11 protein-coding genes are annotated in these 12,346 nt (G+C 46.4%); 4 read left to right on the top strand and 7 right to left on the bottom strand.

Going from position 1 to position 12,346, the window contains the following annotated elements:
• Positions 1 to 26: 26 nt before the first annotated feature.
• The 3 genes from KIO97_RS14500 (at position 27) to KIO97_RS14490 (ending at position 1,448) form a co-directional block, all read left to right on the top strand.
• Complete coding sequence (locus tag KIO97_RS14500) at positions 27 to 389, top strand: VOC family protein (protein ID WP_050906767.1); 363 nt, start codon at positions 27 to 29, stop codon at positions 387 to 389.
• Between the two features lie 125 nt (positions 390 to 514).
• Positions 515 to 1,030, top strand: a complete 516-nt coding sequence (locus tag KIO97_RS14495) for a GNAT family N-acetyltransferase (RefSeq protein ID WP_050906768.1) — start codon at positions 515 to 517, stop codon at positions 1,028 to 1,030.
• A gap of 19 nt (positions 1,031 to 1,049) precedes the next feature.
• Positions 1,050 to 1,448 carry an NUDIX domain-containing protein gene (locus KIO97_RS14490; RefSeq protein WP_050906769.1) on the top strand — a complete coding sequence of 133 codons (399 nt, stop codon included), beginning with the start codon at positions 1,050 to 1,052 and terminating at the stop codon, positions 1,446 to 1,448.
• Between the two features lie 217 nt (positions 1,449 to 1,665).
• Here KIO97_RS14490 and blaCARB read toward each other — a convergent pair whose 3' ends face one another.
• Both blaCARB and KIO97_RS14480 read right to left on the bottom strand, forming a co-directional pair.
• Positions 1,666 to 2,517, bottom strand: a complete 852-nt coding sequence (gene blaCARB / locus KIO97_RS14485; protein ID WP_050906770.1) for a CARB/PSE/RTG family carbenicillin-hydrolyzing class A beta-lactamase — start codon at positions 2,515 to 2,517, stop codon at positions 1,666 to 1,668.
• Between the two features lie 449 nt (positions 2,518 to 2,966).
• The gene (locus KIO97_RS14480; RefSeq protein ID WP_021018142.1) at positions 2,967 to 3,845 is read right to left on the bottom strand and encodes a LysR family transcriptional regulator; all 879 of its coding nucleotides are present in this window, start codon (positions 3,843 to 3,845) and stop codon (positions 2,967 to 2,969) included.
• Between the two features lie 108 nt (positions 3,846 to 3,953).
• Here KIO97_RS14480 and rhtB point away from each other — a divergent pair, with 108 nt between their 5' ends.
• Positions 3,954 to 4,577 carry a homoserine/homoserine lactone efflux protein gene (gene rhtB / locus KIO97_RS14475; protein WP_285383144.1) on the top strand — a complete coding sequence of 208 codons (624 nt, stop codon included), beginning with the start codon at positions 3,954 to 3,956 and terminating at the stop codon, positions 4,575 to 4,577.
• 73 nt (positions 4,578 to 4,650) lie between these two features.
• Here rhtB and KIO97_RS14470 read toward each other — a convergent pair whose 3' ends face one another.
• The 5 genes from KIO97_RS14470 to KIO97_RS14450 form a co-directional block, all read right to left on the bottom strand.
• On the bottom strand, positions 4,651 to 5,217 hold the full coding sequence (locus tag KIO97_RS14470; protein ID WP_005425081.1) for a cupredoxin family protein: 567 nt from the start codon (positions 5,215 to 5,217) through the stop codon (positions 4,651 to 4,653).
• A 78-nt stretch (positions 5,218 to 5,295) separates the two neighbouring features.
• Positions 5,296 to 8,475 carry an efflux RND transporter permease subunit gene (locus KIO97_RS14465; protein ID WP_285383142.1) on the bottom strand — a complete coding sequence of 1,060 codons (3,180 nt, stop codon included), beginning with the start codon at positions 8,473 to 8,475 and terminating at the stop codon, positions 5,296 to 5,298.
• Positions 8,476 to 8,477: 2 nt separating this feature from the next.
• Complete coding sequence (locus KIO97_RS14460; protein ID WP_285383140.1) at positions 8,478 to 10,196, bottom strand: efflux RND transporter periplasmic adaptor subunit; 1,719 nt, start codon at positions 10,194 to 10,196, stop codon at positions 8,478 to 8,480.
• 12 nt (positions 10,197 to 10,208) lie between these two features.
• Positions 10,209 to 11,597: a TolC family protein gene (locus KIO97_RS14455; protein WP_285383138.1), complete on the bottom strand. Its 1,389-nt coding sequence runs from the start codon at positions 11,595 to 11,597 to the stop codon at positions 10,209 to 10,211.
• Positions 11,598 to 11,732: 135 nt separating this feature from the next.
• Positions 11,733 to 12,170, bottom strand: coding sequence for a hypothetical protein (locus KIO97_RS14450; RefSeq protein WP_285383136.1), 438 nt, complete (start codon positions 12,168 to 12,170; stop codon positions 11,733 to 11,735).
• Positions 12,171 to 12,346: the final 176 nt, after the last annotated feature.

Genomic DNA, 12,346 nt, shown 5'->3' with positions numbered 1-12,346 from the left:
ACAAATTCAATCAAATAGGGATTGGTATGATTGATCATTTTGAAATTAAGGTTGTGGATTTTGATGCCTGTGTCGCTTTTTATTCCAAGGTTCTTATCACTTTGGGCATCGAACTAAAATGGTCAGACGAAGCAGCGGCAGGCTTTGGGTTAGTTGGTGAGTCCAATACGCGCTTCCTGATAGAAAAGGGGGCTCAAAGTGCCCCTTGCCACGTTGCGTTTAAAGCGAATGATAAAGCGTCCGTCGAGGCATTTCATAAAGCAGGTATTGACGCTGGTTTTACTTGTCATGGTGAGCCAGGCTTGCGTGAGCACTATGCGCCAAATTACTACGCGGCGTTTTTTTATGATCCCGATGGTAACAACATCGAAGCGGTGGTTTATTTATAGAGCGTTAACGATAAGATTGTCAGTGGATACTTACTGATCGAACGATCGTTAGGTCATTGGTTTTACGATCAAGATAGAAGATAATCGAGCTCCTATTTCATCCCTACAAAAAGAACGAAAATACTATGAAAGTTGTCGTCAAAAAGGCACAAAAACAGCACGCTCAAGGCATTACCGAAGTTCTCAATCCCATCATAGAAGAGGGCTTATACACAATCCTTGATACCACCTTCACTCCAGAAGAGGAAGAAGGCTTCATTGAAAGCTTTCCTGAAACGGGTGTGTTCAATGTGGCATTGAATGTAAAAGAAGGGAACGAGGAAGACAGTGCCGTGCTCGGTTTCCAAAACGTAGAGCCTTTCGCCAGTTATACCAAGGCATTCGCACATGTGGGTATTATCGGTACGTTCGTCGATGCCAAGTGCCGTCGACAAGGTGTCGCGTCAGCGTTGTTTACCGCCACCTTTGCTGATGCGAAGTCCAAAGGCTATGAAAAGTTGTTTGCTTATGTCCGAGAGGACAACCCCAACGCGCTCGCAACGTATCTAAAACATGGCTTTGAAGTGGTTGGTACCGCTAAGAAGCACGCTAAGGTTAACGGCCAATATATCAATGAAGTCATGATCGAGAAATTTCTCTAGCACTTAAAAGGAAAGCAAGATGCATAAGTCAGCAGGTATCATCATTAAAGACGGTGCGTTGTTAGTGCTGCGATCAAAAGGCAAAGACACCTTCTATGCGCCGGGTGGAAAACTGGATAGTGGTGAAACATCAGAGCAAGCATTGTGTCGTGAACTGCAAGAAGAAGTAAGTATTGTCGTGGCGGAAGATGCCTTAACGCTGTTTGGTCGCTTTGAGGCGCCTGCACACGATAAAGACGGCATTACTTTGGTTATGGATGTGTTCTTCGTAAATGATTATTTGGGCGAGGTGGTTGCCAGTAACGAAATTGAAGAATGCCAATGGGTAGATTCTTCAAACGTGGATGACATCGCGATAAGCACAATTTTCCGCAATGAGGTCTTCCCACGCTTGGTTGAGCAAGGATTAGTGAAGTAGCGGCCTAATCACGAACAGAATACAAAAACGCCCACAATGCCGATCATACTTTAAGCTTTCCACATGGTTGGTTAGAACAATCACTTGCAGGTGAGCTGACGCCAATCCAAGGCACACCCTCTTGTGTGAAAGGTTTGGATAGTCCTGCTTACTGGTAAGGCTACCCGCCACAAAAAACGGAGCTCGAAAAGCTCCGTTTTTTAGTATTTAGCGAGTGCTAAATAGTATTGTACTCGTCCAGTATTAACTGGCTCACTTGAGCGATCACCTGATCGCGTGCCTGCAAGGATAAATCGGTTTCAGTAATGTAAATGCTGATGTAGATCGGTTTATGATTCTCTTTCCAGATCATTGCTGTGATGCCGCGTGATCCAAAGCCACCTGCGCCAGAACGATCGGCAATCGACCAACCCTTTGGTAATACAGAGCGCATCAAAGAATCAGAGACTTTGTTATCCTGCATCCAGATTTTTAATTGAATGCGTGATTCGTAGGATAGCGCATCACCTTCTAACAACGTATGCAGCGTATTTACCATGGCATTAGGTGTTGTGGTGTCTCGCTTGTCGCCCGGGTTCGCCTCGTTCAGTCTTGGTTCAAAACGGTCAAGACGCGTTGCTTTATCACCGATAGAGCGCAAGAACGTAGTGACACCGCGTGGACCCCCAATGCTACGCAAAACAATGTTGGCTGCGGTATTGTCGCTCATCAGCATTGCGGCTTCACAAGCATGCTCAATACGCGTTGTTTGACCTGCCATACGATCCATTACTGGTGACCAAACCACCATATTGCGCTCTTCTACTTTGGCTGTGGCGTTTTTATCGAGCTTTTCATTATCCATGTCACTAAGCATCGTTGCACATGCAAGCGTTTTGAATGTGCTCATCATCGGGAAGCGCTCGTCGCCTCTATAGTCCCAATGTTCATCGGTTTGAGTATCCCAGACAGACACTCCGATTCGACCCGAAATATGCTCTTCAATCGCGGAGATGTCTTCATTAAGTTTGGCGGCGTACGTTGCACTCGAACAGGCTAACAATCCAAGTAGCAGAAATAGCTTTTTCATTATTGATTTTCTTAGTGTTATTTATTTCGGTTCACACTCAGGCGAATATAGTCGAACTATAGCGAGTTAATACTCTAATGACTGTTAGATTATTGTCTTTTTTCTGTAGGAATCTTTTCATACACCAAGCTTTCCCCGTTTTTACGCTGATTGACGTAGCTTTGTGGGCACGTAACGGCTTTGGTATCAAAAATCGAGATGGTCAGTGAGGTTGAGCGTTTTGGCAAAAACGAGTTGTTTATCCATTTGGTAGTATATCGCTTCATCAATAGCTGCCATTGAAACGCGTATCAGCTTTTCATTTGGTAAAGCCTCAATGTCTACTTGGTCTTATTGTGATAAAGGGTTCCTTTATGAGGTGTAGAGGTACAGCTCAGTTCGCCAATTTTTGTTCTTCAACATCCTCGCGATTTCATTGATATCCTATTATTACCTATTACTTCCGAATCTTAAGCCGCGTTGACAGACTCTAGCTTAAGTAGGTGCTCATAGAAGAGCCCTAGCAACTTGGGTTGTCGTGGATGAAAGGCACTGACAAGAACGATTTCGGTATTGTGTTGGTCGTTATCAACCTGTGTGATACTGATCTTATTAGAGAAATGTTCCAGACCAGCCCACATAGGAACGAACGATACACCCACATCCTCACTAACCAATTGTGCGATCGCTTCGAGAGAGTCTAAATCGAAAATAGGCGCCTTTTTAATGCGGTTGTGGATCATGTACTTTTCGGCGATTTGTCCTCCCCAGCACGTAGGATCATAACGAATGTAAGAAGATGCTTGTAAGATCGACATAGGAGAGCCTTTGTATTTTGGGTGATGTATTAGAACTAATGGTTCTGTTCTCAAAGGCAAAGAACGTAATGATTTGGGTAAGCTGGTCGGTGGTTCTACCATGATCGCCGCATCAAGTAATCCCTCTTGTAAATCACGATATAAATCAATCGAATTTCCAGGAATCACTTGGAATGTTGCGTTCGGAGCAGCTAGACGAATGGACTTTAGTGCTCCAGGGATAAAAGCAGTTAAGGACGTAGAGTTTGCACCCACACGCAACGTGCCACTCAGACCTGAATCTTGTACAGAATCAACCAATATTCTGACATCCTGTAATAGACGTTTAACTTTCGGTAACAGTGCTAAACAAGCGTCAGTTGGTTGGACTGTACTACCAGCTCGGCTGAACAATTTGCATTTAAACTCTGCTTCAAGTGCTTGGATTCTTTGGCTTACTGCGGCTGGTGTGATCATTTGAGATCGTGCAGCACTTGCTATAGAACCTTCTTCCACCACTGAAATTAAGCTTTCCAAGAACCGAGTATCCATAGTTTTCCTTACGAATGAACATGCTAAAACATAGTTTTTCTTTTCTATGTGCGATTTTAACATACTGACAGCTTGCAGTGTTCGTTTTACAGCTTATGGAGTTTTACTATGGATTATAACCTTTGGATTGCTTTTTTTATCGCTTGTCTGATGCTTGCTATTTCCCCCGGAGCGGGTGCCATAAATAGTATGTCTATTGCGATGAAATATGGCCTAAAAACGAGTTTGATAGCGAATTTAGGCCTGCAGTGTGGGAACGTATTTAATATCACAGTTGTTGGTATGGGGCTTGGGGCATTATTAGTCAAATCAGAAGTGTTATTTTCGTTGATAAAGTGGGTTGGGGTAGGTTATCTGATTTATTTAGGTATCAAAAAGTTTAAAGAGCTGCCAAATCTTGCTGATAAAGAAGAATCGATAAATACACAAAGCTATTCTAAATTGTTTTTTCAATCGATATTGGTCAACATCACTAACCCAAAAAGTATCGTTTTTTTGATTGCACTGTTACCGCAGTTTATTGTTCCTACTTACTCTTATCACGAGCAATTACTGATATTAGGTACGACCTTGATTCTCATTGATGGAACTGTGATGTTTGGCTATTCATTGGTTGCTAGTCGTATTGCCAAGTCAGTTCAAGAGCCGAAAAATGCCGTCATATTGAATCGAATTTTTGGCAGTATGTTTGTTGGGGCAGGTACTCTACTGGCCTTTGGAAGCAGAAGCTAGTATCAGGTGCGGGATTAATACTGCTTTAAAAAGGAGCTTAACTGTCAGCTCCTTTGTTTCTTCAGGTCATTATTTACAGTTCAATCTTTTTAACCATTCCCGCTTCTGCGTGACCTGGAATGTTACAAGCGAACTCAACCTTGTTGTCTCCGTGGAAGTGCCACAGTAATTGCTTGGCTTTACCCGGCTCAACTGTGACTGCGTTGCCTGAATCGTGCATGTGGTCACCACTCATGTTCTTCATCATTTCACGATGTTCTAGCTGCTCTTTGGCAGAACCGATCGTGAACTCGTGGTTGATTTTACCCGTGTTCATGACTACAAACTGCACCACATCGTTTGGCTCAATCTTGACATCTTTCTTGAACTTGATCGTCATGTCATCACTCAAGAGTACGTGTACCACTTTATCTGGCTTTGCGCCTTTTGCTGGCATACCTACCGCAGACATGCCTGGCATATCCATCATGTTGGAGTGGTCCATTTTGCTGTGATCCATCTTCATGCTGCCGTGGTCCATGTTTTCATGCTTCATATTGCTATGATCCATATCGCCATGATCCATGTTTGAATGATCCATTTGTGCAAAAGCAGTCGTTGTTGTTAAGGCTAGAGCAAGAGTGATTAGTGTCTTTTTCATCTTTTATATCCTTGTTTTAATTCATTAATAATTTGGTTGTTTCCCCTCAAAACTGAACGTTTGAGGGGAAAGTTGGGATTAAGCGTTGTTGTTTACATCACTAGCTTGTATGCTAGCTTGGTGATTAGTCGCATTGCTTTGGCACAACTCACGTTGTTTCCACAGCTTGAAGATGGCTGGCAGTACTAATAGCGTCAGTAGTAATGCTGATGCCATACCACCAATCATTGGTGCGGCGATACGTTGCATTACTTCTGACCCTGTACCTTCACCGTACATGATTGGAATAAGGCCAATAATGACCGTCAGTACCGTCATCATTACTGGGCGAACACGTAAGCCTGCACCTTCACGAATGGCATCGGTTAGGTCTTTCGCCTCAAGCTTTTGCTTGCTCTCTTCTGCATCCAGCTTTTTGTAGTGCCACGCTTGGTTAAGGTAGACGAGCATGATGACTCCAATTTCAACCGCGACACCTGCTAGGGCAATAAAGCCGACCCCAACGGCAATCGAGAAGTTGTAGTTGAGGATATGCATGAGCCACAAACCACCGACCATAGCGAGCGGCAGGGTAAGCATGATGATCATCACTTCGCCGACACGACGGAAGCTGAAGTAAAGCAGCAGCATAATGATGGCGATGGTGATTGGTACCACGACACTCAAGCGGTCTTTCGCACGTTCCATGTATTCGTATTGACCAGACCAAGCCAGCGAGTAACCCGCAGGAAGCTCCAATTGATAAGCAACAACCTGTTGCGCTTCTACGACGTAAGATCCAAGGTCACGACCATCGATGTCGACAAATACCCAGCCGTTCGGGCGTGCGTTTTCTGTCTTGATCATCGGAGGACCGTCTTCATAACGAATGTCCGCTACATCAGCCAGCGCAATACGAGCGCCATTTGGAGTGACTAACGGCAGGTTTTGCAGTTTTACCACCGAGTCACGGTAGTCTTGTGGGTAACGAACATTGATTGGGTAACGCTCTAAGCCTTCGATGGTTTCACCCACATTCATGCCGCCCACTGCGGTCGAGATCACCTGCTGAACGTCTTTGATGCTTAAGCCGTAACGCGCTGCCGCACGACGTTTGATGTCGATCGTGACATAACGACCGCCTGCTACACGCTCTGCGTAAACCGATGCTGTGCCCTGAACGCCATTAAGAATTGGTTCCAACTGAGAACCGATCTTCTCAATCACTTTCAGATCAGGCCCCGCGATCTTGATGCCGATAGGGGTTTTGATGCCCGTTGCTAGCATGTCGATACGCGTTTTGATTGGCATTACCCAAGCGTTGGTTAATCCCGGGAATTGCACTAGATCATCGAACTCTTTACGCAGTGATTCTGTCGTTACCCCTTCACGCCATTGATCGCGTGGCTTCAACTGAATCACGGTTTCAATCATGGTGAGTGGCGCTGGATCGGTTGCGGTCTCAGCTCGACCAATCTTGCCCCATACCGTCTGTACTTCTGGGACGGTTTTGATCAGCTTATTGGTTTGCTGTAGCAGCTCACGCGCCTTACCAATCGAGATTCCTGGGTAGGTTGTTGGCATGTACATCAAGTCGCCTTCATCCAGCGGCGGGATGAACTCGCTACCCAGCTTACTGGTTGGGTAATAAGCCGACGCCATTAGACCTAATGCAATAATAATCATGGTCTTAGGGTACTTTAAGCTGGTATTCAATAGCGGACGGTACAACGCGACCAAGCCGCGGTTAACCGGGTTTTTGTGCTCCGGTAGCACCTTACCGCGAATGAAGTAACCCATAAGTACAGGGACGAGTGTGATTGCCAAACCTGCTGCCGCTGCCATGGCGTACGTCTTAGTGAAGGCAAGTGGCGAGAACATCTTGCCTTCCTGACCTTCTAAGGCGAACACAGGCACGAAGCTTAGAGTAATGATCAGCAATGAGAAGAACAGCGGAGCGCCGACTTCTTCGGCTGCCTTACTGATGACTTGCCATCGGTTTTTATCGGTCAGTGGCGTTCGTTCAATGTGCTTGTGAACGTTTTCGATCATAACGATTGCACCATCCACCATGGCGCCGATGGCAATCGCGATACCACCAAGGGACATAATGTTGGCATTAATACCTTGCCAATGCATCACGATAAACGCAGTGAGAATGCCGACCGGTAGGCTCAGAGCGATAACCAACGAAGAACGAATGTGGAATAAGAACAACGCACACACAATCGCAACCACGATGAACTCTTCTGCAAGTTTCTTCCATAGGTTTTCTACTGCTGCATCAATCAGAGTCGAACGGTCGTAAGTTGCAACAATTTCAACACCTTCTGGTAGGCCGCGCTGTAGGTCTGCAAGCTTGTCTTTTACTTTTGCAATGACTTCACTCGCGTTCTCGCCAAAGCGCATTACGATAACGCCACCTACCGCTTCTCCTTCGCCATTCAGCTCTGAGATACCACGACGCATCTGTGGACCAAGGTTAATGTCTGCGATGTCGCCTAGTAGCAAAGGCGTGCCTTTCTCGGTGACTTTTAGAGGCAATGATTTGATGTCTTCAATACTGGTTAGGTAACCCGTGGTACGAACCATGTGTTCGGCTTCCGCAACTTCGATAACGGACGCGCCGGTTTCTTGGTTGCCGTTTTGGATTGCCATGTTCACTTGTTGCAAAGTGAGGTTGTACGCACGCAGCTTGGCAGGATCAATTTGTACTTGGTACTGCTTAACCATGCCGCCAACGGTCGCGACTTCAGAAACGCCATCAACGGTTTGCAGTTCGTACTTCAAGAACCAGTCTTGCAGGCTACGAAGTTCGGCCAAATCGTGCTTACCGGTTTTGTCTTGTAATACGTAGCTGTAAACCCAGCCCACACCCGTTGCATCAGGACCTAACGTCGGTTTTGCGTTTGGTGGTAGCTTTGGTGCTACTTGGCTTAAGTACTCCAGCACGCGTGAACGTGCCCAGTACATGTCGGTATCATCGTTGAAAATGATATAAACGTAAGAGTCACCAAAGAAAGAGTAGCCACGAACTGTCTCGGCCCCCGGCACAGCAAGCATGGCGGTGGTGAGCGGGTAAGTAACTTGATCCTCAACGACTTGAGGAGCTTGACCCGGATAGCTTGTCTTGATGATCACTTGCACATCAGAAAGATCCGGAATCGCATCAACAGGCGTATTCTTTACACTGTAAAGTCCGCCTAATATAAGGGCTAAGGTCGCGACCAACACTAGGAATCGGTTGCTCAGTGACCAACGAATAATAGCATTGATCATAATTAACCCTCGACGGCTGTTGTTGCAGGAACTAGCTGTTTAAGAACATAGTCAGACCCTTGTTTTTCAACTAGAAATCGAACCTTTTGTCCTTCTTCAAAACCGGATAAATCCACCTCTTCACCGACAGAGAAGTTCATCTCGCCTGCATCCCAGTTCCATTCAGCTACTGGCAGGTGATTTAAAGTGATCATGCCAAAATCAGCCATCAGCATCGTGATGTCACCAGTTAGCCAAACTTCTGCTGCAATGACGCTTTCATCTGCCTTGTAGTCGATGATTTGGTACTGGCCAGATTCTGTCTTTTGCATTTCAAATTCAATGGCTTGGCCTTTTTTCAAGTCACCCATATCAACGCCATCAGCGAAAGTGAAGTTCATCACCATGCCAGGCCAATCCCACTCTGGTACCGGCTGGTGGTTGATGGTCAGCATGCGGTGATCTTTCATTACATCGGTGATTTCACCTTTTGCCCATGCCGTTTCTGCTTCTGGTTCGACACCGTTAATACGAGATAGATCTGCAGATTGGCTAGATTCAGAATCGAGCATGAAGTGCGCAGAGGTGACTATCTTGTCATCTTGCTTCAGACCTTGTAATACCTCGATTTGCTCTCCGGCTTCACGACCAACTTCAATTCGAGCTGAGCGGTATTTACCATCGCCTTCTGCCAGAACTACACGAGTCATACCACCGGAACGAATGACGGAGGACTTAGGAATGGTCAATACGGCATCGTCGGTCACTGGTTGCAGCGCGATGTTGGCAAACATGTTTGGTTTTAATTCGCCATTTGGGTTAGGAAATTTAAGGCGTACACGTAATGTACGTGTTGTTGGATCAAGGATTGGGTACACGTAATCTACGACCCCTTGCCATTCATTGCCCGGAATCGCGTCAAGGGTCATCGTGGCTTGAGAACCCGCTTTCATCCAGTGCGCTTGACGCTCAAAGACTTCCGCATCAACCCAAACATTGTCCAACGGACCTGCACTGATCACCGCTTGAGCAGGGGACAAATAGCCACCCTCACGCACGTTTAAGCTTGCGATAACACCATCAGCAGGCGCTTTGATTTCAATGGTTTGCGATGCTTTACCACGACGAGTAATGGATTTGATTTGACCACGGTCTACACCAAGCGTCACCAAACGCTCTGTCGCACCTTTCACTAAACCGTTGCGACCAGTGCGGTAAGCATTCAGCAATTCTTCTTGTGCTTTAACCAGTTCTGGAGAGTAGAGAGTGAAAAGAACATCGCCTTTCTTCACCTTCTCACCCACAGCATTGATGTAAAGTTTCTCTACCCAACCCGCAACACGAACGTTTGTTTGCCATAGATGGCTTTCATCAAAGGCAATATAACCAACGGTCTCGATACGTGGGGACAGTTTTTCCAAGGTGACTTTTGCTGTCTTTACACCCAAGTTGTTTTCAACGGAAGGGTCGATAGTGATAGTACCCGGTGCACTTTTCTCACCAGATAGATCTTCCGCGTAAACCGGAATTAAATCCATGCCCATTGGGGATTTGCCCGGCTTGTCGCGTTTGTAGTTCGGATCCATTGGGGCAACCCAGTAAAGCGGATCATTAGAGCTTGTAGCAGATTCGCCACCCATCGCACTCATGTCGTGAGCCGAGCCCGTAAGAAAATGATTAGCACCAAACCCTAAAGCACCACCAACAATCAGCGCGATGGTTGCAATCTTAAATGTTTTCATTGTTTTACCTTATTATTTTTTAAATTCAGACAGTTCTGGCTGCTCGACTTGATAGTCGAAACCACCGAGCAGGGTGGCTAAATTGCTGTTTGCGATGTTGAGATCGGTCAGCAGACGTTGTTGCTCTAATTGCAGAGCCAACTCGTCAGTCGTGGCAGAAATCACATCGTTAAACTGCGCTGTGTTGTTTTGATAACCCCGCTCAACGGCTTGAATGCGCGCTTTCGCTTGAGGCAATAAGGTGGATTGATAACGTTCTAAACGCTGGGTTAAGTTGCCGCGATCAACCAGCAAAGTGTTCACCTTGGCATTCATCTGCGTTAGTAAGGTGTCCTTTTGTGATTGCGCAGCACCAACTTGGTTCTGGGCGGCAGCAAGGCTGCGGTCTTGGCGGCCTCCTGTGAACAACGGAATGTCCATGGTGAGGTAAGCGCTGACCAAATCGGAAGCGGGCTCACCCATCATGTTGTCAGCTTGACGGTAGGCATACATTACCTCCACACCAAACTGCGGGTTGTAGGCTTGCTCCGCAATTTCTACCTGAGTTTTATTGGCAGAAATGCTGACGTCGGCCATCTTAACCATCGGGTGTTGGCTGAGTTGCTGGTAGTGCTTGGTGGAGTCGATGCTGGAAGCAAGTTTGTTGTTCAGCATGTCCCAGTTCAATTGATTGCTCGCGTGCAGAGCCTGTTCGTTTGCCAACCAATCTGACCCCAACCATTCGGAGAGTTGAGAGATAAGACGACGTTGCATTTGTTCGTTGGCTTGCAGTTTTTCATCCAACTTGCTGACTTGAAGTTGGGCGTTAAGCAGATCTTGCGCTTCACTCTTACCAATCGAATAGTTGGTTTGAATAAAGCTTTCCATCTCCTTCATCAACTTGCGGTTCTCAAGCATGATTTGCTCCGCACGTTGCTGGTAACCAAGCTCTAACCAAAGCTGAGTCATGCTGTTGGCTACCTCAAGCTCACGAGCATGCACTTGAAGCCCAAGGCCGTCGGCTTGTTGATTGGCTTTCTTCTGCTGTAAATCAAGCGTAGAGCCACGCTCAAACTGTTGCATTAAACCAACGGAAATGTTGGTCATTGGGTCTTCATCGAATTTGAAGCTGTCGACAGGCAAGCCACCAAAACCCACTTTCAGTTTTGGGTCCATCAAGGTCGCACTCGCGACGCCCGTTTCACGCATGGCAGCAGATTGCGCTGAGTATTGCTTACGATTGCCATCATTACTCAAAGCGACGTTGATCAGTTGGGCAAGCTTGGTCGTTGAAGCTCGCTCACTTGATGCGGAATGTTGCGCTGCGTGCGTCTTTTTACCTGCGGCGTTAACCAAGGTTGGCGCAGCGACCATAGCCACCATAAAAATAGGTGCAGCTAAGCGGTATGGTTTGATATCCATAATCTAAATCCAGTGTTCGCCGGATCGATGGAGGTGCGGATTTTATTGCGGGAACAGTAAAGCCTTGTTACCTCATCGTTCAGGCGCATTAAAACAACCTGCGGTACACACGCAGGGTCGAATGCTAGGACGGATTTAGGCTATAGGAGGTCGGTACAGGTCGCGGCTGACGTGTACGACTGGGGAAGCAACTTCAGGAGTAATAGTTGCGCGATAGAGGACGGGCATTGGGTTATTGATAGGATTCGGTAGGGGGACGAAAACTATCGTACATGCGGCAGTACAGCAGGTATGAACCATGCCGGAGCCTCCACCACAGTTCATGCTGGTTTCTCTTGCATCGCTATTTTCTGCTACGGACGCTTCGGACATAGAAACGTCAGTCATGGAGACGTCCATCATGCCAGGCATACCGCAGTGTTCGCTGTCACTCATCATAGAAGGATGATGAGCCATGCCAGTAGACATCATTTGAATATTCATCAGCGGCTCACTGTTCGCCACACTCGATACTAAAAGTACCAGTGTTGTGAAGAGAGTTAACCAGATTGTATGCAGCGATTTTAAGTGCATACCCTTTCCCATGTGTTTGATGAAAATGATGAAACCCCTTCGATTCTAAAGGTTAACCATAGGGGAAGGTCAATGTTTTATTGCCCTTCTTATTAAAATAGTGCGTTCACCAGTTTCTGCATATTCGAGGGAGTAAAACGTTTGTTGAGTTCTTACTTGTGATACTTCGCGACAGA

Source organism: Vibrio sp. B181a, assembly GCF_030248375.1.
Taxonomy (GTDB): Bacteria; Pseudomonadota; Gammaproteobacteria; order Enterobacterales; family Vibrionaceae; genus Vibrio; species Vibrio campbellii.
Note: the sequence above shows the minus strand (reverse complement) of the source record. Positions and strands in the feature narration are given on the sequence as shown.

Coding starts and splice junctions, on each gene's coding strand:
- rhtB (WP_285383144.1), top strand. CDS start 3,954: ATGGATTATAACCTTTGGATTGCTTTTTTTATCGCTTGTCTGATGCTT.
- KIO97_RS14495 (WP_050906768.1), top strand. CDS start 515: ATGAAAGTTGTCGTCAAAAAGGCACAAAAACAGCACGCTCAAGGCATT.
- KIO97_RS14500 (WP_050906767.1), top strand. CDS start 27: ATGATTGATCATTTTGAAATTAAGGTTGTGGATTTTGATGCCTGTGTC.
- KIO97_RS14480 (WP_021018142.1), bottom strand. CDS start 3,845: ATGGATACTCGGTTCTTGGAAAGCTTAATTTCAGTGGTGGAAGAAGGT.
- KIO97_RS14460 (WP_285383140.1), bottom strand. CDS start 10,196: ATGAAAACATTTAAGATTGCAACCATCGCGCTGATTGTTGGTGGTGCT.
- blaCARB (WP_050906770.1), bottom strand. CDS start 2,517: ATGAAAAAGCTATTTCTGCTACTTGGATTGTTAGCCTGTTCGAGTGCA.
- KIO97_RS14465 (WP_285383142.1), bottom strand. CDS start 8,475: ATGATCAATGCTATTATTCGTTGGTCACTGAGCAACCGATTCCTAGTG.
- KIO97_RS14490 (WP_050906769.1), top strand. CDS start 1,050: ATGCATAAGTCAGCAGGTATCATCATTAAAGACGGTGCGTTGTTAGTG.
- KIO97_RS14450 (WP_285383136.1), bottom strand. CDS start 12,170: ATGCACTTAAAATCGCTGCATACAATCTGGTTAACTCTCTTCACAACA.
- KIO97_RS14470 (WP_005425081.1), bottom strand. CDS start 5,217: ATGAAAAAGACACTAATCACTCTTGCTCTAGCCTTAACAACAACGACT.
- KIO97_RS14455 (WP_285383138.1), bottom strand. CDS start 11,597: ATGGATATCAAACCATACCGCTTAGCTGCACCTATTTTTATGGTGGCT.